General features: G+C 42.3%; 2 protein-coding genes. Both read right to left on the reverse strand.

The annotated features are described in order from the left end of the window. The gene (locus FD723_RS06145) at positions 1 to 22,113 is read right to left on the reverse strand and encodes a non-ribosomal peptide synthase/polyketide synthase (RefSeq protein ID WP_179064526.1); all 22,113 of its coding nucleotides are present in this window, start codon (positions 22,111 to 22,113) and stop codon (positions 1 to 3) included. Beyond that, the gene (locus tag FD723_RS06150) at positions 22,094 to 26,350 is read right to left on the reverse strand and encodes an SDR family NAD(P)-dependent oxidoreductase (RefSeq protein ID WP_179064527.1); all 4,257 of its coding nucleotides are present in this window, start codon (positions 26,348 to 26,350) and stop codon (positions 22,094 to 22,096) included. Before FD723_RS06150 ends, FD723_RS06145 begins: the two co-directional genes overlap by 20 nt. Positions 26,351 to 26,442: the final 92 nt, after the last annotated feature.

Below are 26,442 nucleotides of genomic sequence, written 5' to 3' on the forward strand. Positions count from 1 at the left end.
TCAAAACTCCACTATTTCGTCACTGACTTCTGTAACCGCTAAATCTTCTGCTGCCCAATCCATGATTTCCACGTATGAAGCAATACCAGCTACCGTGGGAAACTCAAACATCTTCTGTACAGATAGGTCAAATCCCAAAGCTGAGTTAATCCGTGAAATTACTTGAGTCGCTAGCAGGGAATGTCCCCCTAGTTCAAAGAAGTTGTCTTTAACGCCAATGCGTTCCAGTCCCAGGACTTCACCCCAGATTTGCACCAGTTGAGCTTCAACGGGGGTTCGAGGTGAAACAAAGCCAGTTGAGAGATTTCTGGAGGCTGTATCTAGCATTGGCAGCGCTCGACGATCCACCTTACCATTGGGTGTTAAGGGCAGAGCATTGAGGAGGACAAAAGCTTGGGGCACCATGTAACTGGGTAGCTTTTGTTGAATAAATTCGCGTACTTGCGGTACTAGCTTTTGGACTAACTTGCCGTGTAGGGGATTGTTAGTGTAATCAGTCCAAGATTTGGTAGCGTAGTTTACCGCCGTAGGCATCGCTGAATTATCCCAAAAAGCGATTGTTTGGTGGGCTGGCGTTGAACTATTGCGACAGAATACCACATCGAATGAACCATCCTGACTACTGCTCCACCAACTGAGGTGAACAGTGTAGCCGAGATGCTGCCCCAGTTCCCAAAACTGCTCTGGATTGATAGTGGTTACTGGCTGTTGTGCTAGTAGTTCTCGCATTTGCCCGACTGTTTCAACATCTGGGGGATTTTCCAACCATTCCCAAATTTGTAATGCTTGTTGCACCCGTTGATTCGGCACGCGCCTGATGCCCAACAGTTCCGGTTGCTCTTCAACCAGTTGATTTTGAATCTGAGTAAAGGAAAGTTGGTCTAGTTGCCAATTTAACCAAGGAACTACTGTTGTTTGGACATCAGCACCCAGATGCAGGATGACATCATAGCGGAATTGAGTTAACTCATTTTGAGAATGACCCCGTTTAGGTTGAATTTCCACCCAACTAATCTGGGGAAAGCGTTGTTTGAGGGCAATGAAAAACCTGGGATCGATGACCAATTCTTCTTCCCCAGCGATACTTTGGTGTACCTGCTGCTGCCATTGCTCAATACTTCTTGACTCAGAGGCTTGGGATAGCTGCACGGCGGCATGGTATGGCTCCAGTAACGGCAAACTGCGGACATCACCGATAAAGATTCTGCCCTTTTTGCTAATTGTTGCAATCGCACCTTCGAGAACTTGCAACAAATACTCAGTACTGGGGAAATATTGCACTACTGAGTTGATAACTACAGTGTCAAATTCTCCTTGGGGGATATCTGTAAAGTTATCCGCCATTTGGTGCAGCAGTCGCACATGTTCTAGACCTTCAACGGTGCTGCATACTTGCTCAACATGCTTGATCGCAGCGATGGAATAATCACATCCCCAATACTGTTTGCAGTTCTTAGCAATGCGAGATAGCAACAATCCTGTTCCGCAACCAATTTCTAAGACTCGTTGCGGTTCAACTGCCAGAATTCGGCTGACCGTATTCTCAACCCACTCCCGCATCTCCCAATCTGGGATGGCTTGCCTGGTGTAACTACTGTTCCAACCAGTAATATTGAACGTCAGATCCTCTGTAGGTGCTTGAGGTTGATCGTAAGCTTGTTCATAGAGCCTTTGCCAGTCAGTCACGTACTCGCTTTGCCATTGAGCAAGCTGCTGGGGTAATACTTGAGTTTTGAAACCAGGCACTAAGTAAGCCACCAAAGTTTGATCCCCAGATGTATCAACTCTAGTGACAACAACACTCTCCTGTACCAAGGAATGTTGACTCAAAACTGCTTCGATTTCCCCGAGTTCAATGCGGAAGCCGCGTACCTTAACTTGATTGTCAATGCGTCCTAAGTACTCAATATTACCGTCACTTAAGTAACGCGCCTTATCGCCAGTTTTATAGAGTCGGGGACTGGGAAGAATTTCTGCTCCCCTGCTTCGACTGAAGGGATTAGGAATGAATTTCTCTTGTGTTAACTCTGGTCGGTTGAGATAACCTCTTGCCAATCCCACGCCACCAATGTGCAGTTCTCCTGGTACACCAATGGGCACTGGCTGTAAGCGCGAGTCTAAAATGTAGATTTGGGTGTTGTCAATTGGACGACCAATGGAAATTTTTTGGTCATCAGGGGTGCATTTGGCGATCGTGGCACAGACACTAGCTTCTGTTGGCCCGTAAGCGTTGAAGAAGTTTCTTCCAGCAGACCATTGCTTCATCAGTTCAACTGAACAAGCTTCGCCAGCTACAATCAATGTTTGCAGTGCCGGAAGTTTTTCAACTGGCAGAACGGCTAGGGCTGATGGTGGTAGGGTAACATGGGTAATGCCGTAATCGCCTAATCGCTCAATTAACGGCGTACCCGGCATGAGAGAATCTTTGGTTCCCAGGTAAAGGGCTGCCCCAGATCCCAGAGTCATCAATATTTCCGATATACAAGCATCAAAACTAAAGGAGGCAAACTGAAGGACTCGACTTGAATTTTGCAAGCCAAAAGCCTGAATCTGAGCTTGAGCTAGGTTACACAATCCGCTATGCTCAACCATCACCCCTTTGGGTTTACCAGTAGAGCCAGAAGTGTAAATCACATTCGCAAGATCAAAAGCTGACGCGACCCCAGTCAGATTATCCTGGCTATTTTGGGAAATTTCTGACCATATTTCATCTAAAAAGACTCGGTTTGCTTGGTTTGGCGGTAGTTTCTCAACAAGTCGCTGTTGAGTCAGCAGTACCCAAACTTGAGTATCCTCTAGCATAAAGCTCAGACGGTCTTGAGGATATTCTGGGTCAAGGGGTACGTAAGCACCACCCGCTTTCAGGATTCCCAGAAGTCCAATCACCGTTAAGAGCGATCGCTCCACACATAACCCCACTAGTACATCGGTTCCCACACCTAAAGAGCGCAAGTGATGAGCTAATTGGTTAGCGCGACAATTCAACTCGTGGTAAGTCAGTTGTTCGTTGACTCTGCGAGAAGCCTCGCTGCGCTCGTCTACAAACACCACCGCCACTGCATCAGGTGTCCGCTCTACTTGTGCTTCAAATAACTGATGAATACACATGTTTTGCGGATAATCTATTTGAGTATCATTCCACTCTAGTAATAGTTGATGGCGATCGCGCTGTGTGAGCAAGGGGAGTAATGTTACTGGCTGCTGGGGATTATCAACAATTGCCCCTAACAAAGTCACAAAATTTTGCATCATTCGGGCAATAGTCGCCCCATCAAATAAGTCTCTGTTATACGAGCAGAAGCCCCCCAGACCTTCTGGCGTATCCCATAAGTAAACTTCTAGGTCAAGCCGGACTGAGTCAAGTCCCGAAGGCATTTCCTCGACCTTTAAATCAGGCAAATCCCAAGGGGAGGAAGGAGCATTCTGGAGGGCAAACACCACCTGCACCAGGGGATTACGATCTAGGTTCCGCTCCAGTTGCAACTCTTCGACTAACATCTCGAAAGGCAAGTCCTGATGATCGTAAGCGTTTTGGGTAACTTGTCGCACTTGCGCCAGCAAAGCTTCAAAGGTCGGTTCTTGGGATAAATCAAATCTTAGTGCCAGACTATTGACAAAAAAGCCAATTAACCCTTCGATTTCTGTACGGTTGCGATTAGCGATCGGAGAGCCAACCACCAAATCTGTTTGTCCACTGTAGCGAGACAGTAACACCACAAAACCCGCCAGCAATGTCATAAACAGGGTGGTTCCAGATTCTTGACTAAGCTTTTTCAGCTGTTGTGTTAGCAAGCCATCTAGTTTAAGGCGCTCTGTACCGCCTCGAAAAGTCTGTACAGCTGGGCGGGGGCGGTCTGTGGGTAGTTCTAATAGAGGTGGCGCGCCCTTTAACTGTTGCTTCCAGTAGCTTAACTGACGCTCTAATACCTGATTTGTCAACCACTGACGTTGCCACACAGCGAAGTCGGCATATTGTATGGGTAACTCTGGCAACACAGCAGAACTACCTGTTGCAATGGCTCGATAAAAGGCTGACAGTTCACTGATTAAAACGCCAATCGACCAACCATCAGCAGCAATATGGTGAATTGCGAATACCAATACATATTCATCAGTTGCAACTTGCCAAAGCTTGACTCGCAGCACAGGGCCATTAGCTAGATCGAATGGTTTGCAAACTTCTACTGTTGCCAGTTGCTCCACTTGTTTGGTGGGGTCTGGCACATTCTGGAGATCCACCACTGGTAAAGTGATGCTTAGGTGGGGAGCAATTATCTGTACCGGCTTGTCATCCTTGATTGCAAAGCGAGTCCGCAAAACTTCATGGCGCTGTACTATCTCCCCAAAGGCTTGTTCCAAAGCTTTGACATTGAGATTCCCCATCAAACGCAAGGTGAAATCTATTGTGTAGGCACCACTTTCGCCTTCTAACTGATTTACAAACCACAGGCGTTCCTGTGCCCAAGATAGCGGTATATCAAGTCTAGTGGAAACGGGTAGAATTGCTGGTACAGCCAATCTTGAACCAGCTTCAAGTTGAGCTAATATTGCTTCACTTAACTGGGCAACTGTTGGTGATTCAAAAATATAGCGTAATGGCAACGAAGTTCCAAAGGCTGACTGCAAGCGAGAAATTACCTGAGTAGCTAGTAGGGAATGTCCCCCAAGTTCAAAGAAATTATCGTAAAGACCTACCTTTTCTACCTGTAGTACTGTTTGCCAAATACCAGCAATGATTTTTTCTGCTTCTGTATTTGGCATGACATAATCAGCTTCATTTAGAATAGTCAGTTCTGGTTTTGGTAGGGCACGGTAGTCTATCTTGCCGTTTGGTGTTAAGGGTAGATTCTCTAGCACCACAAAGTTGGAGGGAATCATGTAGTCGGGCAAGAGTTTCTTGAGATTCGCTCTTAAAGATTGAGCTAAATTATTGGGATAATTATTTTTTGCATTGCCATAACTAGCAAATAATCTTTGGTAGAAAGGTGTCTCTTGGAAATTATTTCTATAGTGATAGGAGACATATTCAAAGTTAATATTTTCTCCATTCTTTTTCAATAGACTACCTTGAATTGCATAATCTGGATTGAGATTATTTTCGCAAAGTTTTCTAGAACAAACGGCTTGAATGACATCGCCAGACTCAACTTCAATCCCCGGCTCAAATAACGGGAAATAAACCGGAAGCCAGCAATACTCATGTTCGAGAATATCTATTTCTTCTCCAGCAATGGTATGCAAGTTTAGCCAGACTAGAAAGCCATCCATTCGCCCAGGTTTTTGAATTTCCAATTTCACTTCATGAGAGAATTCTGGGCTAAGAGATTCATTGAAGTTTAAATCTTCTAAAACATCCACAGTGGATAGTACATTTGCTTGGGGAAATCTTCTCAGACATACCCTTAAGTCAAATGGATATCCAACTTGCTTAAAGATTTCTTTGGTATAATATGCGGGAATTTCATCAAATTTGGGATCGTGTAATATTTCATCTGGGAGCGTAACAACTGCCATCTTAGTAACGCTTCTTTCAGGAATCATCAAACCATCAGGCTTGAGAAATCTTCTTGCGTTATTAATAATTACTGCTGCTCCTTCAGAGCCACCAATTGCACCGACAATTTCTGAAACGCAGACATCAGCCAGTTCTGGGAGATCAACTTTCGTTGCATCTCCATGAATGACAGTGATTTTATCTGCTAACCCTAACTTTTGAATAGAAGCTCTTGCTTTGCGGCAGGTTTCTTCACTTCTTTCAATTGCATAAATTTTCTTGGCACCGCCTTGGACACAAAATCTGGATAAGATTGCATCTTTACCTGTGCCAATTTCAACGACTATTTTATCTTTGACCAACTGATTAATTGCAACTTTATAACTATTGTTGCGTCGCTGGTCATTGGTCATAGCGTAATACAAAAAGTCGTCATAAACATAGTATTCAGCTATAGATGGCCATAGCTCCACTTTGTCTGTTGATAAATTTTCTGGTTTCTTTGATGATGATTCGAGATTTTTTTGTTGGGGTACAACATAAGCTATTAGGCGTTTGTTATTCGGTTGGTCTTCCCGTGCTACAACTACTGCTTCCCGTACTTCGTTTAGCTGGGATAGCACTGCTTCAATTTCTCCAAGTTCTATGCGATAGCCGCGAATCTTTACTTGATTATCAATTCGCCCTAAGTATTCAATATTACCATCCGGTAAATAGCGTACTAAGTCCCCAGTTTTATACAATCTACTCCCTTCTGCCTTCTCCCAAGGGGAGACGCTAAAAGCGATCTGCCTCCTGCCTCCTGCCGACGCTCGCAGACTCGCTAACGCTGTGCTATCCTCAAACGGATTGGGAATGAATTTCTCTTGTGTTAACTCAGGGCGGTTGAAGTAGCCTCGTGCTAATCCTGCTCCACCAATATGCAGTTCTCCTGGTACACCAACGGGAACGGGTTGTAAGTGCGAGTCTAAGATATAGGTTTGGGCGTTAGCGATTGGGCGGCCAATGGAGATTTTGCGATCGCTATCAGTGCATTTGGCGATCGTGGTACAGACGCTAGCTTCTGTTGGCCCATAAGCGTTGAAGAAGTTTCTACCAACAGACCATTGTTTTATCAGTTCGGCAGAACAAGCTTCTCCACCAACAATTATTGTTTGCAATGCTGGGAGTTCCACTGTCGGGAGAACTGCTAGTGCTGACGGTGGTAGGGTGATATGGGTAATGCGATGATCTCTTAATAGCTGAATTAACGGCGTACCAGGTAGTAAAGAGTCTTTTTTTCCTAAGTAAAGTGCTGCCCCTGATCCTAGAGCCAGGATGATTTCCCAGATAGAAGCATCAAAATTGAAGGAGGCGAACTGGAGGACGCGACTATCAGAATCTAAGTTAAAAGTTTGAATTTGAGCTTGAGCTAAGTTAACAAGTCCGGTATGCTCAACCATCACACCTTTAGGTTTGCCTGTGGAGCCGGAAGTATAAATTAGATTAGCTAGATGAAAAGCCGTCACCCTACTCGTAGGGTTATCTTGATTATTTTGGACAATTTTTTCCCAGATTTCATCCAAACAGACAAGCTGCGCTTGATTTGAGGGTAGTCGATCAAGGACTCGCTTTTGGGTTAGCAGTACAGAAACTAAAGCATCGTCGAGAATATATTGTAAGCGTTCTTGGGGATACTCAGGGTCGAGAGGGACATAAGCCCCACCTGCCTTGAGAATGGCAAGTAGTCCAACGATCATTTCTAGCGATCGCTCTACACAAATGCCCACCAGTACATCTGCTCCCACACCCAAAGACTGCAAGTAATGCGCCAACTGGTTTGCACGACAATTCAACTCGTGATATGTCAGTTGTTGATTTACTCTGCGAGAAACCTCGCTGCGCTCGTCTACAAACACCACCGCCACTGCATCGGGTGTACGCTGAACCTGCTCCTCAAACAACTGATGAATGCATTTATCGAAGGCGTAGTCTACCTGAGTATCATTCCACTCAATTAATAATTGCTGTTGCTCAACTTCTGTTAATATTGGCAACTGGGAAATTCGCTGCTGTGGATTCGCCACAATGGATTCTAGCATTGTCACAAAATGACCTACCATCCGCTCAATAGTGCCTGCATCAAACAAGTTAGTATTGTATTCCCACACTCCCACCAGTCCGGTATCTATGTTGCCCATTGCCAAGGTAAGATCAAACTTTGCAGTGACATTTTCTATTGGCAAATCACTGATAGTTAACCCAGTCAATTCGACTTGAGACATGGGCGCATTCTGGATCATAAACGCTACCTGGAATAGCGGTGTATGGCTGAGATTTCGTTGTGGTTGCAATGCTTCCACCAACATTTCAAAGGGCAAATCCTGATGAGCATAAGCGGACACAGCCATTTCCCGAACACGAGTGAGTAACTCGCAGAAACTAGGATTTTCAGATAAATCAGTCCGCATCACTAAAGTGTTGACAAAAAAGCCAATCAACCCTTCTATTTCACTGCGATTCCGGTTAGCAATTGGTGTCCCCACCAAAATATCTGCTTGTCCTGTGTAGCGGTAAAGCAATGTATCATACGCCGCTAACAGCGTCATGAACAAAGTTACCCCTTGTTGCTGACTTAGTTGTGTCAGCTTTTGGGTTAACTCAAGTGAAAGTGCAAACTTTTGATGTGCGCCAGCGAAGGTTTGTACAGCAGGTCTGGGTCGGTCTGTGGGTAGTGACAATAAAGCTGGTGCGTTTGCTAATTGTTTTTGCCAATAACTCAATTGGCTTTGCAGCACCTCACCTTGCAACCACTGTCTTTGCCATAGTGCAAAGTCGGCGTACTGAATCGGTAGTGGCGCAGCATTAGAAGGCTGACCTTGAGCATAAGCTTTATACAGCGTTGTTAGTTCCTGAACTAATACACCTATTGACCAACCATCACTAACAATGTGATGCATACACACTAATAAGATGTGTTCTGTCTCAGACAACACTACTAATGTTGCTCTCACTAATGCTTGTTTTGCCAAGTCAAAGGGTTGAATAGCTTGTGTAATTGCTAATTGCTGTGAAGCTATTTCTTGTTCGCTTGTGGGTAAATGCTGCAAGTCAACAACTGATACTATCCTCTGTTCCCTTCTCGCTTGAATAATTTGTGTTGGTTGTCCATCAATTGTGATGAAGTTGGTGCGTAACGCTTCGTGGCGATCAATGATTTCTTCTAAGCTTTGTTCTAAGGCGGCTTGATTGAGATTTCCGACGAGATGCAAAGCTAAGGGTATGTTGTATAAGGCGCTGTTTGGCTGTAACTGGTCTAAAAACCATAAACGTTGTTGAGAGTATGACAGTGGTAATTCTGCATTCTTTGCCCTTGGTAAGATTGGTGGTACTGTTAGTTCTAAGTTTTCTTGCTGCAACTGCCCAATCAGATAGGCTAATTCGCCAACTGTCGCGGCTGCAAACAAACTCCGCAATGGTAGTTCGACTTTGAAGATATTGCGGATACGTGAAACGAGTTGAGTTGCTAGCAGCGAGTGTCCGCCAATTTCAAAGAAGTTATCATGAATGCCCACTTGCTCTAGTTTTAAGACTTGTGCCCAAATTTGTGCCAGCATTTCTTCGCTGGGGGTGCGTGGGGCAACATATTTGTCTCTGCGTAGGCGGCCGTAGGCATCGCTATATAAATCTGGTGCAGGTAAAGCGCGGCGATCGACTTTACGGTTTGGTGTTAGCGGTAGAGACTCCAAAATCACGAAAGCCTGGGGCACCATGTAAAGAGGCAGATTCTTAGAAAGGAACTGACGCAGTTCGCTAATCGTGGTTATCTGTTCATCATGGAGTACTACGTAGGCGACTAAATACTTATCACCTGGGGTATCTTCACGGACGATCGCACACGATGTCTGCACATTAATATGTTGGTTCAGTACTGCTTCAATTTCTCCCAACTCAATGCGGAATCCCCGGATTTTTACTTGATTGTCGATGCGTCCAAAGCACTCAATGTTACCATCAGGTAGATAACGGGCTAAGTCTCCAGTCTTATACAATTTTGGATTTTGGATTTTGGATTTTGGATTATTGGATTTGTTTTCTGATTCTGTAGTTTGAGAAGACTCTAAATTCTCATTCCTATTCCCTAATCCCAAATCTAAAATCGGCAATCCAAAATCGCCAAATGGATTAGGAATAAATTTTTCCTCTGTCAATTCTGGGCGATTTAGATAACCTCGTGCTAAACGAACACCACTTATGTGTAGTTCGCCTCTGACTCCAACAGGTACGGGTTGGAGATGACGGTCGAGGATGTAAGCTTGTGTATTGGCAATGGGACGACCAATTAGCACAGAATTAGTTTTTTCTGATTGGGGATGAAGCAGGTCATGGACGATCGCAGTCACCGACGCTTCAGTGGGGCCGTAGACATTTAGACAATTGACGCGATCGCCTACTAATTGCTGCCAGATTGTGACTGTTTCCGGTAAAACTGCATCCCCACCTACAGCTACTAAGCGGAGACTTGGCGGTACAGTTGCATCAGATTGGGATACTGCGATCGCCCATTCATGCCAATAGGCTGGAGTGATATTTAAGACACTCAGTTTTTGTTGTTCAATAAATTGGGCAAAGCTGGTAAAGTCCGGGAACATTTGCGCGGGTCTAATGACCACAGTTGCGCCTTTGTACCAAGTGGGGAAGATTTCTTCCGCAGCCACATCAAAGCTAAAGGAAGCAAACTGCAAAACGCGATCGCTGCTAGTTAGACCAAATACTTCACTAATTGCACTGCTATGGTTAACTAAAGCCGCGTGAGTCAGCATCACGCCTTTGGGTTTACCGGTAGAACCAGAAGTATACAATATACAAGCTAAGTTTTCTGGCTCTACTCCACTAACGAGATTTTCTTGACTTTGATTCGTCAGTATCTCAGACTCTCTATCTAAGACGATGACTTTCACCTCTTCCACTGGCAAAGAATTGAGTAATTTCTGCTGGGTGATCAGCACGGAAATTTGTGAATCTTGGCAGATGTCTGCTAAACGCTGCTGGGGATAATCAGGGTCTAGAGGGACATAAGCACCACCAGCTTTTAAGACAGCTAACAATCCTACAATTATAGATAGCGAACGCTCCAAATAAATTCCCACCAAAACCTCTGGCCCCACACCAAGAGATTGTAGATAGTGTGCTAATTGATTAGCTTGAGTGTTCAACTGTTGATAAGTTAACTGTTGATTGTCAAATATGACTGCGATCGCATCTGGGGTATACTCTACTTGGCGCTCAAATAATTGATGGATACACTGATCCCAAGGATAATCCGCCTGAGTATCGTTCCATTCGACAAATAACTGTTGTTGCTCAACTTCTGTTAGCATTGGCAACTGGGAAATTCGCTCTTGAGGATTGGCCACAATTGCCTCAAGCAGCGTCACAAAATGACCGGTCATGCGTGCGATCGTGCTGTCATCAAACAAGTCTGTGTTGTACTCCCACGCACCCACCAATCCAGTAGCAGTATTCTCCATTCCCAAAGTAAGATCGAATTTTGACGTTGCATTTTCTATTGGCAATGGATTGACAGTTAACCTAGTTAATTCCAATTGAGATGTTGGCGCATTCTCAAGCACAAACATTACTTGAAACAGTGGCGTATGACTGAGATCCCGTTCTGGTTGCAAGGCCTCTACTAGCATTTCAAACGGCAAATCCTGATGAGAATATGCAGACAAAGCCGTTTCTCGAATGCGAGTGAGTAATTCGTTAAAGCTGGGATCGCCTGAGATATCTGTACGCAAAACTAAAGTGTTGATGAAAAAGCCAATTAACCCTTCTATTTCACTGCGATTCCGGTTAGCAATTGGTGTCCCCACCAAAATGTCTGATTGTTCTGTGTAACGGTAAAGTAAGGTATCATAAGCTCCCAGCAGGGTCATGAACAAGGTGACTCCTTGCTCTTGGCTGAGTTTTGTCAGTTTTTGAGTTAACTCAACAGAAAGTGCAAACTTTTGACGCGCCCCTGCGAAAGTCTGTACAGCAGGTCTAGGTCGGTCTGTGGGTAATACTAATAAAGCTGGTGCGTCTTTTAGTTGTTCTTGCCAGTAGTTCAGTTGAGTTTGCAGTACATCCCCTTGTAACCAATTTCTCTGCCATAAGGCAAAATCTGCATACTGAATCGGCAGTGGGGTTAAGGATGAAGGTTTACCTTGAGAATAAGCATTGTACAGCGCCGCTAGTTCTTGGACAAATACACCTATTGACCAGCCATCAGAGACAACGTGATGCATACACACTAGTAAAATGTGTTCTGTTTCAGACAGCACTACTAATGTTGCTCTAACTAACGTTTGTTTTGCTAAATCAAAGGGTTGAATAGCTTGTTGTTGCACCAATTGTTGTGAAGCAATTTCTTGTTCGCTTGTAGATAAATGCTGCAAGTCAACAACTGATACTGTCCAAGCTGTTTCTAAGTGAATGATTTGAGAAGCTTGTCCGTCGACTGTAATTATATTAGTGCGTAAGGCTTCGTGGCGATGAATAATTTCTTCTAAGCTTTGTTCTAAGGCAACTTTATTGAGAGTTCCTACTAAATGCAAAGCTAAAGGTATGTTGTAGAAAGAACTATTCGGCTCAAACTGATCTAAAAACCATAGCCGTGTTTGGGCAAAAGATAGGGGTAATTCTGCATTCTTTACCCTTGGTAAAATGGGTGGAGAAGTAAGTTCTAAATCTTGCTGCTGCAACTGTCCAATTGAATGCGCTAATTCGGCTACTGTCGGTGCAGCAAATAACTCACGCAATGGTAATTCCACTTTCAAAATATTGCGGATGCGTGAAACCAATTGCGTTGCTAATAGTGAGTGTCCCCCAAGTTCAAAGAAGTTATCATGAATACCCACTTGCTCTACTTTTAGAACTAGTGCCCAAATTTGCGCCAGCATTTCTTCGACAGGGGTACGTGGGGCTACATATCTGTCTAAGAATTCATGTAAATCTGGTGCGGGTAAAGCGCGGTGGTCTACTTTACCATTGGGGGTGAGGGGCAGCGCTTCTAAAATGACGAAAGCATTGGGCACCATATATTCTGGTAGCTTGGCTTTTAGGTATTGCCGCAGAACGCTGACTGTGGGTGTCACCTCTTTTTGTGGCACAATGTAAGCAACTAGGCGTTTATCCCCGGTTATATCTTCGCGGGCAATGACTACAACTGTATTGACTTCGCTGTGTTGGCTCAATACTGTTTCTATCTCGCCCAACTCAATGCGGAAACCCCTAACTTTGACTTGATTACCGATGCGTCCCAGGTATTCGATGTTGCCATCGGGCAAATAGCGTGCTAAATCTCCTGTCTTATAAAGTCGGGGGCTGGGGACTGGGAAGATTTTCTGCTCCTCTGCCTCCCTGCTTCCACCGAAGGGATTGGGAATGAATTTTTCTTGTGTTAATTCTGCTTGGTTGAGGTAACCTCTAGCTAAAGGGACACCCCCAATATGTAATTCTCCAGCTACGCCAATGGGAACTGGTTGCAGATAAGGATCGAGGATGTAAATCTGGGTATTGGCAATGGGGCGACCAATGGGAATTACTTGATAATTAGACTGTGGTGTACACTGCCAGGAAGTTGCATCAACTGCTGCTTCTGTTGGGCCGTAAAGATTATGCAATTCACTATCGAACTGCTCAAAAAATCGTTGAGTCAGTTCATAAGATAGTGCTTCTCCACCACAAAACACTCGCTTTAAACAACGGCAATTTTCTAAGTTTGGCTCTTGCAGAAAAGCTTGCAGCAGTGAGGGAACAAAAACTACTTGAGTAACTTGGTGCTGGGCGATCAAATTGCTTAAATAAGTAGTATCTTTATTACCTTCAGGTTTAACTACTACTAAAGTTGTTCCAGATGTTAAAGACCAGAAAATTTCAAAGACTGAAGGATCAAAACTAAAAGGAGATATTTGTAAGATGCGATCGCTCGCTGTGAGTGGATAATCATCACTAGTCCGCAATAAATTATTGCAAATGCTCTGATGAAGATTCATCACCCCTTTCGGTTTGCCCGTAGAGCCAGAGGTATAAATTACATAAGCCAAATTTTCTGGTTTTACCTGGCTAAGGGCATTCTGCTGGCTATAGTTAGCAATGACTTGCCAATCACTATCTAAAGACAGTACCTCAGCTTGATTTTCTGGTAAAAATTCTACCAAGGATTGCTGAGTCAGTAATATTGACACCCCTGTATCCGAGAGCATATAAGCCAATCGCTCTGTTGGATAGTTAGGATCTAAAGGTACATAAGCTCCCCCTGCCTTTAAAATTCCTAACAGTCCTACTATCATCTCAATAGAACGCTCAACAAAAATTCCTACCAATACTTCTGGGTTTACACCTTTTTCTTGCAAATAGTGAGCTAACTGATTTGCACGCTCGTTTAACTGTTGATAGGTTAATTGCTGATTTTCAAATATGACTGCGATCGCATCCGGTCTAAGCTTCACTTGCTGCTCGAACAACTTATGGATGCACAATTCTTGATGATAATCTACTTGTGTATCATTCCACTCAATTAACAGTTGATGTCGCTCAACTGCTGTCAGCAAGGGCAATTGAGCAATTTGCTCGCTGGGATTGGCCACAATTGCTTCTAGCATTGTCACAAAATGACCCGCCATCCGTGCGATCGTACCTGCATCAAACAAATCAGTATTGTACTGCCACACTCCCACCAATCCAGTAGCAGTATTCTCCATTGCCAAGGTAAGATCAAACTTGGCAGTTGTACTTTCTAGCTTGAGTGGACTGACATTTAACCCAGTTAACTCTAATTGAGATATAGGCGCATTCTCAAGCACAAACATCACTTGAAACAGTGGTGTATAACTGAGATCCCGTTCTGGCTGCAACGCCTCTACTAGCATTTCAAAAGGCAAGTCCTGATGAGAGTATGCTCCCAGAGCCGTTTCCCGGACACGAGTGAGTAATTCGCTAAAGCTAGGATTGCCGGATAAGTCTGTACGCAAAACTAAAGTATTGACAAAAAAGCCAATTAACCCTTCTATTTCACTGTTATTTCGGTTAGCAATTGGTGTCCCCACCAAAATGTCTGATTGTTCTGTGTAACGGTAAAGTAAGGTATCATAAGCTCCCAGCAGGGTCATGAACAAGGTGACTCCTTGCTCTTGGCTGAGTTTTGTCAGTTTTTGAGTTAACTCAATAGAAAGGGCAAACTTTTGATGTGCCCCTGCAAAGGTTTGCACCGCAGGTCTGGGTCGGTCTGTGCGTAGCGATAACAAAGCTGGTGCGTCTGCTAGCTGTTGTTGCCAGTAACTCAATTGAGTTTGCAGTACATCCCCTTGCAACCAGTTTCTCTGCCAAATAGCGAAATCTGCATACTGAATTGGCAGTGGTGCTAACGGTGACGGCTGACCTTGAGAATAAGCATTGTACAGCGCCGCTAGTTCTTGGACAAATACATCCATTGACCAGCCATCGGAGACAACGTGGTGCATACACACTAGTAAAATGTGTTCTGTTTCAGACAGCACTACTAATGTTGCTCTTACTAATGCTTGTCTTGCTAAATCAAAGGGTTGAATAGCTTGTTGTTGTAACAATTGTTGTGAAGCGATTTCTTGTTCGCTTGTAGATAAATGCTGCAAATTAACAACTGATACAGTCCCCTGTTCCCTTCTTGCTTGAATGATTTGAGTCGGTTGTCCATCAACTGTAATAAAGTTGGTGCGTAATGCTTCGTGGCGATGAATAATTTCTTCTAAGCTTTGTTCTAAAGCAACTTGATTGAGAGTTCCTACTAAATGCAAAGCTATAGGAATGTTGTAAAAAGCACTATTCGGCTCAAATTGATCTAAAAACCACAGCCGTGTTTGGGCAAAAGATAGGGGTAATTCTGCATTCTTTGCCCTTGGTAAAATGGGTGGAGAAGTAAATTCTAAGTCTTGTTGCTGCAACTGCCCAATCTCTTGTACCAATTCCGCTACTGTCGCTGCAATAAACAAGCTACGCAACGGTAGTTCTATTTTGAAAACTTTGCGAATGCGTGAGAGTAATTGGGTTGCGAGTAGAGAATGTCCCCCAAGTTCAAAGAAGTTATCGTAAATGCCTACTTGCTCTACTTTCAGGACTTGTGCCCAAATTAGCGCTAGCATTTCTTCGATTGGAGTGCGGGGGGCGATAAATTTGTTTGTAAGTTGACTGTGTAACTCTGGAGCCGGTAGGGCACGGCGGTCTACTTTACCGTTGGAAGTAAGCGGTATGGCTTCTAGAATGACGAAAGCGTTGGGCAGCATATACTCTGGTAGCTTTGACTTCAGGAAGCGACGCAGTTCTCCTACTTGAAGAGATTGTTCTATCTTCAGTGTCACGTAAGCTACTAAACGTTTATCACTTGGTTCATCCTCCCGAACCACCACCACGCTCTCCCGCACATCTGGGTGTTGCGCCAGTAATGCTTCAATTTCTCCCAACTCAATGCGGAAGCCACGAATCTTCACTTGCTGGTCAATTCGCCCTAAATACTCCAACTCGCCATTAGGTAGATAACGAGCTAAGTCACCTGTTTTGTAAAGGCGATTCAATTTTGGATTTTGGATTTTGGATTTTGGATTATTGGATTGGTTTTCTGATTCAATAGTTTGAGAAGATTCTAAATCCTCACTCCTATTCCCTAATCCAAAATCGCTAAAGCAAGTATAGATAAACCGTTGTGCTGTCAGTTCGGGACGATTGAGATAGCCACGAGTTACTCCAGCACCACCGATGTGCATCTCGCCTGGAACTCCAATGGGAACTGGCTGTAAATGTTCATCTAGCAGATATACCTGTAAGTCTGGAATCGGACGACCAATTACACTTACGGTGTTATTCAAATCGCCTTTGCTCAATGGACGATAAGTTACATGTACAGTGGTTTCTGTAATCCCGTACATATTAACTAACTGGGGTTGCTGGTCGCCGTGGCGCTCAAACCAAGGCTGTAAACTCGATAGTTCTAAGGCTTCTCCACCGAAAATAATCAGGCGTAAGTTCAAGTCGTCAATATTTGTTATTGACTGTTCTGCTTGAATTAACTGGCGGAAGGCGGAAGGTGTCTGATTGAGGATTGTGACTTGCTCTTGACACAGCAAATTATAGAAGGATTCGGGCGATCGCGTCACCAAATACGGCACTACTACCAATCGTCCACCATACAACAATGCACCCCAAATTTCCCACACGGAAAAATCGAATGCATAAGAGTGGAATAATGTCCACACATCTTGTTCATCAAAGTGATACCAAGGCTCGGTCGCTGCAAACAGACGCGTCACATTTGAGTGATTAACTAAAACGCCTTTGGGTTTACCTGTAGAACCAGATGTGTAGATGACATAAGCTAAGTTATCGGGTGTGGCGGTATCAGAAGGGTTTGACTCGCTATTTTGGGCAATTTTTTCCCAATCGCTATCTAAGTAAACGACACGCGCCTGATGTTTGGGAACAGACTCTACTAATTGCTGTTGGGTTAACAGTATCGAAACTTGAGCATCTTCTAAGATAAAGCTCAAACGCTCTTGGGGATACTCAGGGTCAAGAGGCAGATATGCACCACCCGCTTTGAGAATGCCCAATAGTCCCACCAGCATTTCTAAAGAACGCTCCACACAAATACCCACCAGCATATCGGCTCTTACACCCAATGACTGCAAGTAATGCGCCAATTGGTTAGCACGATTATTCAACTGACTATAGGTAAGTTGTTGATTTTCAAATATTACTGCGATCGCATCTGGTGTACTCAAACACTGCGACTCAAATAACTGATGAATACACAAATCTTGAGGATAATCTATTTGTGTATCGTTCCATTCAACTAATAGCTGTCGTTGCTCAACTTCTGTCAGCAAGGGCAATTGGTCAATTTGCTCGCTGGGATTTGCTACAATTGCTTCCAGCATTGTCACAAAATGACCCGTCATGCGTGCGATCGTGCTGCTATCAAACAAATCAGTATTGTATTCCCACACTCCCACCAGTCCGGTAGCAGTGTTCTCCATTGTTAAGGTCAAATCAAATTTTGCCGTTGCACTTTGTACCTTGGCAGCACTAACAGTTAACCCAGCAAGTTCTACTTTCGACCTCGGCGCATTCTGGAGGACAAACATCACCTGAAACAGCGGTGTATGGCTGAGATTCCGTTCTGGCTGCAATACTTCCACCAGCATTTCAAATGGTAAATCCTGATGAGAGTAAGCATCCATTGCCATTTCGCGAATGCGAGTGAGTAACTCACTAAAGCTCGGATTACCTGATAGGTCAGTACGCATGACTAAAGTATTGACAAAAACGCCAATTAACCCTTCTATTTCACTGCGATTCCGGTTAGCAATGGGAGACCCCACCAAAATGTCTGATTGTCCGGTGTAGCGATAAAGTAGGGTGTCATAAGCTGCTAGCAGGGTCATAAAGAGAGTACAACCTTGCTCTTGACTGAGTTTTGTCAGTTTTTGAGTTAACTCAATAGAAAGAGCAAACTTTTGATGTGCCCCTGCAAAAGTCTGCACAGCAGGTCTGGGTCGGTCAGATGGTAGCGACAATAAAGCTGGTGCATCTTTTAGCTGTTGTTGCCAGTAGTTCAGTTGAGTTTGCAGTACATCCCCTTGCAGCCAGTTTCTCTGCCATAAGGCGAAATCTGCGTACTGAATCAGCAGTGGCGCTAACGATGACGCCTGACCTTGAGAATAAGCATTGTATAGCGCCGTTAATTCTTGGACAAATATACCCATTGACCAAGCATCAGAGACAATATGATGCATACACACTAGTAAAATCTGTTCTGTTTCGGACAGCACTACTAGTGTTGCTCTCACTAACGTTTCGCTTGCTAAATCAAAGGGTTGAATAGCTTGTTGTTGTACCAATTGTTGTGAAGCAATTTCTTGTTCGGTTAGGGATAAATGCTGCAAGTCAACAACTGATAATGTCCAAGGCGTTTCTAAGTTAATGATTTGAGAAGCTTTGCCATCAACTGTAATGAAATTAGTGCGTAAGGCTTCGTGGCGATTGATGATTTCTTGTAAGCCTTGTTTTAAGGCTGCTAGATTGAGATTTCCTTGCAAATGCAAAGTGATGGGAATATTGTAGAATGCACTGTTTGGCTCTAACTGGTCTAAAAACCATAAACGCTGTTGAGCGTAAGACAGTGGTAGTTCTGTATTTTTTGCCCTTGGTAAGATGGGTGGTGCGATGAGTTCTAAGTTTTGTTGCTGCAATTGCTCAATCAGATGCCCTAATTCGGCAACTGTCGCGGCTGCAAATAGGCTCCGCAATGGTAGTTCCACTCTGAAAATATTGCGAATGCGTGAAACCAATTGCGTTGCTAGCAGCGAGTGTCCTCCAAGTTCAAAGAAGTTATTATGTATACCTACTTGTTCTACTTTTAGGACTTGTGCCCAAATTTGTGCCAGCATTTCTTCCACGGGTGTGCGTGGGGCAACATATTTGTCTAATATTTGTTGATGTAACTCAGATTTTGGTAGGGCACGGCGGTCTATCTTCCGGTTAGGAGTTAGGGGTAAGCTATCTAGGAAGACAAAGCTTGTAGGTACCATATAATCGGGCAATTTCTGCTTGAGTATATGGCGTAGTTCATCAGATGTAACTATTTCGGTGGCGACAACGTAGGCTACTAGATATTTTTCGCCTGGAATATCTGCGATCGCAATTACCACAGTTTCGCGTACACTGGGATGTTGTGCGATCGCAGCCTCAATCTCTCCTAACTCAATCCGAAAACCCCGAATTTTGACTTGAAAATCTTTTCGTCCTAAAAATTCGATACTCCCATCTCGTCTTAAACGCCCCAAGTCTCCAGTGCGGTAAATTCGTCTGGAACTAAATTCTGGGTCTGGGAGAAAGCTAACTTGTGTCAGGTCAGGTTGATGCCAATAACCCAAAGCAACATAGGGACTTCTAATCGCAATTTCACCGTAGATATCAGTTTTATCCCCAGCTTCATTGAGCAATAAAATTTCAGTTTCCTCAATTGGATAACCAACTGGTACAGTATTTCGGGTAATTTCTGTTTGCTGATTAATAAAATATTGTAAGGTTACAGTTGATTCTGTTGGCCCTAAACCGTTGACAAAAATACATTCATCGGAGAAATGTTTTTTATATAAATCAACATCTGTTTTAATAACTTCCTCTCCCCCTAAAACGACTAAGCGAATCTGGGGTAACTTCTCATCTTTACTCAGAGTGCTAACAAAGTGCCGATATAAAGTTGGTGTTGAGTGATAAATTGTAATCTTTTGTTGTTGCAACACCTCAAATAGATGTGTTAAACCTTCCTCTTTAATATTGATTGGGTATAAAGTTGCCCCATTTAAGACAGCGGCAAAGATATCCATGAGCGCAGCATCAAAGCTATAGGATGATAGCAACGTTAAGCCATCCTGCTCATTGATATGAAGATTATTAGTATAGTTTCTGATAAAATGCAGCACATTGCGATGATTTTGAATCACCCCTTTCGGCTGTCCTGTGGAACCTGATGTATATAGAATGTAAGCAATAGTATTAGGTGAGATTTCTGGCGTTACTGGATGAGAAGTGCTAGTAAAATTTATTTTATCTATATTAATATTAATAACTGAAATAACACCTCTAGCTAATTCTTGAGCATAAGCTAAATTATTGTTGTTAGTAATAACAGTATTAGCTTGGGAATCTTCTAGAATGGAAACAACCCTTTCAAGGGGATAACTAGGATCTAAAGGAACATAAGTTTTGCCAGCCTTTAAAGCCCCTAAAATCCCCGCAATCATTGGTGCATCATGTTCAAACAATAGAGCAACTCTTGCTTCTGCAAATGTGGATTGTTGCAGAATTGCTTGTGCCACTTGATTAGCACGAGAGTTCAATTCACTATATGTCCAATTATAATTCTTTGTGTGAACAGCGATATTCTGAGGATATTTCCTAACTTGCTCTTGAAACCTAGCTGGAATTGATTGTTCAATATCTTGTTTGTGAAACTCAATGAAGGGATTGGATGGATGAACAATGTTACCACAGTTTTTTAAATAGTCATGTTCGGTTTCTGTTAACAGAGGTAAAGTAGAAATTTTCTGTTCTGGGTTAGCAACAATACTTTCGAGCAAACTTTGGTAATGCGAAAGCATCCGAGCGATTGTATCTGCATTAAACAAATCGGTATTGTAAACTAATTCCAGTTGAATATTTTGTTTTTGTTCTGTGACATATAGGTTTAAATCAAACTTGGAAGCAGCTTGCGGTCTTGATAGAGGTTCTACAGACAGCCCAGATAGTTCCAGCTGCATATCCCCAAGATTAAGCAAATTAAACCACACTTGAAACAAGGGATTGTAGCTCGGAGAACGCTCTGGCTGCAAAGCTTCTACCACTTGCTCAAATGGGACATCTTGATGAGCATAAGCATCTAGAAAAACAGAATGGGCGTTGGTGAGCAACTCTTGAAAACTAGGATTATCTTTAATTTGAGTCCGCAGTACCAAGGTGTTAATAAAAAAGCCAATTAAAGGTTGAATTTCTGTCCGGTTGCGGTTAGCAAAAGGGGAACCAATAGAAATATCATCCTGTCCGCTATAACGATGCAGCAATAATGAAAAACTTGCCAGAAGGGTTACAAACAGGGTAGTTCCTGACTGTTGACTCAAGGCTTTGATTTGTGCAGTTAAATTTGAGTTCAGTTTCCATTCTTGAACCGCGCTAGAGATAGTCTGAACCGAGGGGCGAGGATAATCTGTTGGCAATTCCAATAACGGCGGCGCATCAGCTAACTGTTGTTTCCAGTAATCAAGTTGCTTTTGTTGTACTTCTTCAGTGAACCATTTCCGCTGCCAAACAACAAAGTCACCATATTGGATAGTTAATTCTGGTAATTGAGTTGGAGAACCAGTAGAAAATGCTTGATAAATATCTGACAATTCTTGCAGGAATATTTTAATTGACCAGCCATCCATAATGATGTGGTGCATGGTCAATATGAATAAGTGGGATTCTACTTCTTGGCGCAGTAAAGTAGCTCGTAATAACGGACTAATACCTAAATCAAAAGGTTGCTGAACTTCTTTAGTAACTAGCTGTTGAATTTCAGCTTCTTCTAATCCTTGCAAATCCACCACTGATATATTTATAGCCAAGGTAGGGACAATGCGTTGTACTGCCAATCCATCTACCGTAGTAAAAATAGTGCGTAAAGCTTCGTGGCGACGAATAATTTCGTTGATACTCTGTTCTAATGCTGCTACATTCAGCGCACCGAAAATCTGAAATTGGAAACTTTCATTATAAGATGAATCTTGACTATCTAACTGATTGAGAAACCACATCCTTTGTTGACTAAAAGACAAAGGTAACTCTTGATTTCGCTCAATGGATAATATCGGGTTATTAGCTAATTCTTTTGCAGTTATTGCTTTTTTCAAAAAACTAAATATTTCTGTTTTCCGCTCCTTCAATTCCTGCTTGATTGCTGATGTTATAACTCCGTTGGGAGCGCGATAGCGTAGCTGCTCATCTTCAATCCAGATGTTGATTCCCAAACTGTTTAGTGAAGATAAAAATTCCGAGATTGTCACTTTATAAATAGCCTTCTTCATATTCTTCTGCTTTTGTATTATTAATAAATGTGTCGCTATCTTCTGCTGCAATTCGCAACGCTTCCAGGTCGCAAGCCAACTGAGCTACAGTAGGAGATGTAAATAAATCGTGTAAAGACAATTCAATAGAAAAAGCATCGCGTAACTGAGAAATTAATTGTGTCCCTAAGAGAGAATTTCCTCCCAATTCAAAGAAGTTGTCGTGAATGCTAGGAAGCGGTATGCCTAAGACTTGCTGCCAAATTTGAGCAATTTTTTGTTCTCCCTCGTTTCGGGGTTCTACACTGTCGTCTGTTTCCTGACGGGTAAAACGTTGAACCAATTTGTTTTTGTCAATTGCACCACTTAGAGTTAAGGGTATTTCTTTAAGCTGTACTAAGTTACAGATGCAAGAAGTTCCAAAGCGGTCTTGTATCCGAAAGTCTGTTAATTTAACAATATCATCACTGTTAGTAGTAGTAAAATAGGCGGTTAAATTCTGCAAACTAAAGGTTTGAGATTGCCAACGTTGAATGTTTTGATTACTGCCATCTAAACCTATCAATAAATGTGTTTGTTGATGTTGTAAGCTGGCAAGCATTGAAGATATTGCTTGAGAAGAAGACATCACATAGAAACCTTTAGCACGAATCAGATTCTTCATCTGATATCCCTGGCTCATCCCGGTATCATCCCACATACTCCAAGCAAAACAATAGCTATCTAATTTACTATTGGAATTCTGGTAATAACAAAAGCTGTCGAGAAAACTATTTGCAGCAGCATAAGCGCCGACAACAGTGCTACCAAAAAAACCGTGTGCTGAGGAAAAGTTGATAAAAATGCTGTCGTTATTATTTTTTACTAACTGATGCAGCGCCCAAGTACCCAACACCTTAGGATGCAGTACTGCTGCTAAGTTTTCCTGAGTTTCTTCAAGTAAAAGTTGCTCATGAAAAGTTCCCGCTAAATGGATTATCCCATCCAAATTATTCTCCCATCGGGATTTAGCTTTTTCAACTACTATCTGCAATTGTTTTAAGTCACAAATATCAACAGCTTCGTAAATTATCTCTCCTCCAAGTTTTTCTAGTTCTTGATAGGCTTTAATACGTTGTTCAATAAAATTTGCCTTTTCTAAATCGACATTATCAGTACTTTTATTGGGTATTGGAGTTCTACCAACCAACAGTAATTTAGTTTGGTAATTTTTCAGCAAATACCGAGCAATTTCAATACCTATACCACCAAGTCCTCCGGTAATTAAATAAGTTCCTCCTTGCTTAAAGGGGATTGGCGATTTCGGTCCTCCTGCAAAATCTACTTTTTCTAAACGAGGAACTAAACGCTGCCCATTTCTATAAGCTACTTCTCGTTCTTTTGAGGAAGTTTGCAGTTCTTGTAAAATATATGTCCCATTCTTTTCAACTTGAGTAAAAGGTAAATCGATGTGACGACAGTTTAAATTTGGTAATTCTTGGGGAATAGTTTTTAACAACCCCAATACTGTTGATTTTTCGTAAGCTATTGGGTCACTTGAAGAAATAGACTGGATATGACTGGAAATAAATAGCAATTGCACTGCATGGTCTAAACCCTGAACTTTAGCTAATGCTTGAACTAGAAATAATAAACTATATATTCCTTTGTTTTGTGCTTGTTCGAGAACCTCTTGGCTTTTGACTTGGCCCTGATATTTGTCATAAGTCCATAGGTGAAGTATCTGTCCAATAATAATATTATCTGCGGCTAGAGATTTGAGTAATAGTTCATAGTGTTCAGGTTTATCTGGAGTGATTGTATAGTGTGAACGATTTATTTTCAGAAAATCTTCTGCGGGTGAAACGGTTATATATGGCAGATTATTTTCTGACAATATTTGACATAAATATCTCCCCAGTCCTTCAGGTTCGAGAAAGACTAAGGTAGGATTAGTAAGAGTTAGATAAGAATTAATAGTAATGGGATTTTTGGGTTTCCAGATAGTTTTGTAGAACCAATCAGGAATAGTATTGATATTACCCAGTAAGATATCAACCTGTTTAATAATTGGTTTAAACTCGCCGGAATTGAAACGCTGGCTAAGTTGCGATCGCTGAATTTTACCGATGGAAGTTTTAGGAATAATTTCTTTATCTACTGGAATTAAATAATCGGGATTTATCCCCACTTTGTTGACAACTTTATTCCGAATTTCTTTGAGGAGACTTACTAAATTACCATCAAGGGAGGGACTGAAAAATATCGCTAGTTTATCGGTATTTATTCTAGGTTGCTTCACTGCACAGGCAGCTGTATAAGAGACTTCTACTGCTGCCAATTCTTCAATAGCGGCTTCGATTTCATGACAGTAGTAGTTGAGTCCATTGATAATGATTATATCTTTCTGCCGTCCAGTAATCGTTAAACGTCCTTGGTAGAGAAATCCTAAATCTCCCGTATTAAACCAACCATCTTCTGTAAAAACTTCTTGGTTTGCCTGGGGATTCTGATAGTAACCACTAGTAACAGATGCACCTTTTATCTGTAATCGCCCAATGGTACTTTCTGTAACTATTTGTTCATTATCATCAACAATACGCAGTGAAGCGCCAGCAATTGGATGGCCAAGTTCTACAAATGAAGTGTCATCTGATGAAGATTCTAAAGAAAAACTGTCAGACCAGGTAATTCCAGAACAAGTTTCGCACATTCCAAAGGCTGGGTGAATGGCATTAGTCCGTAAACCGTAGGGGTGAAGCAGCTTTAAGAAATTTCTGGCTATCTTAGCTTGAATAGCTTCCCCAGCGTTGACTAGAAACTGCATCGAAGATAAATCCCAATGCTTTTGGTTGATCTCCAAAGCGCGATATCGCAGTTCGCCAAAGGCATCGCAAATCAGGGAAAATGCAAAATTAGGTGCCCAACTAATCGTAGCTTGATGTGAGTCAATTAAATCTAGCCACAATAGCGGATTTTGCACAATTAAGTTAGTAGGTACGTGGATTTGTTGGCAACCTAAGTCAACAGCCATAATACTGAGAAAAACAAGGGCACCGACATGATCCAGAGGCATCCAGTTTAAAGTACTGTCCTCACTGGAAAAATCATTCATTAAAATTGTGCCAGCTGTCATACTCAATAAATTGCGATGATTTAACATCACACACTTGGGTATACCAGTACTTCCAGAGGTCAAAAATAATATTGCTAAATCCTCTGGCTGACTTTGATGTAAGTTTAAATCCGGTTCACACTCACGCAACCGATCAATAGTTGCAAATTGCAAGTTTTCTAAATCTAAAAGCCTTGACAAACTATCAATCTTGGGAGCTAAAGAAGCGCTTGTCAGTACAAGAGGTTTCCCCAGCATTTGCCAAGTATTTTGAACTTTACGCGTGGTAGTGTTAACTTGCTCGTAAGTTGGGGCAATGGATATTGGTACTGGAACAAAACCCCCTAGTACACAAGCCCAAAAACTAGAGATAAAATCTTGATTATCTTCTAGTTGAAAAATTACTTGATCTTGGGGTTTTAGCCCTAGCTTTTTTAATCCAAATAGAATCCGTTGGGCATCCTGCAATAATTCTGCATAAGATTGATTTTTTTCACTACCATCAGACTGAACATAGATAATACTTTTAGTTGAATTTTGAGCAGTTCGTTGCAGTACTTCTGCTAAAGTTCGGGGAACATTTTGGTTTTTTTGTAGCGATTCCCCATGACTAATAGCTAGCTTTTTTAATGAGGACGAACTCTTATCTATCTTTTGAATAGGTGTGGTTGCTTGTGCTTTTTGCTGGCTATATTCTGAAGCTAACTCTTGAGTATCGGATAGTAAATCTTCTAAATGAAGAGGAGGAATAATTTTAACCTGAGACTCAACAACCACTGCAACACGCTCAACTTCTGACAATGATTCTAGTTGTTCTTCTATACGAAGCATTAAGTCAGAGTCAATAACTTCTAAATTGGCTAGAGTTTCTTCGTCTAACTCTCCTGTATCTGTCAACGGTAGAGTTGATACTGGCACGATTGCCTTTGGTATCGATTCGCTAGGTAGAATTCCTTGCAGGTGAGATAACAATTGCTCTACTATAAATAAACCTGATGGAACTACATAAGCAACTAACTCCTGTTTTAACTTTTCTGTCTGTCTTGATATGACTACACAATCATCTACAGTCAAACTAGACCTGATAGCAATTTCTATTTCTCTATATGAAAAACTTATATTACTTGAATTGGCTAAAAGCTGATTATAATTTTCTAATTGCATTAGCTTTTATATCCTTCTGAAAGTCAGCTTTTTGAGAATTAAAATTACTTAACTGTATTTTTTTTTGAAGAAATGTAGATTTACATTAGGTA

Origin of the sequence: Nostoc sp. C052 (genome assembly GCF_013393905.1) — a bacterium.
Classification (GTDB): domain Bacteria; phylum Cyanobacteriota; class Cyanobacteriia; order Cyanobacteriales; family Nostocaceae; genus Nostoc.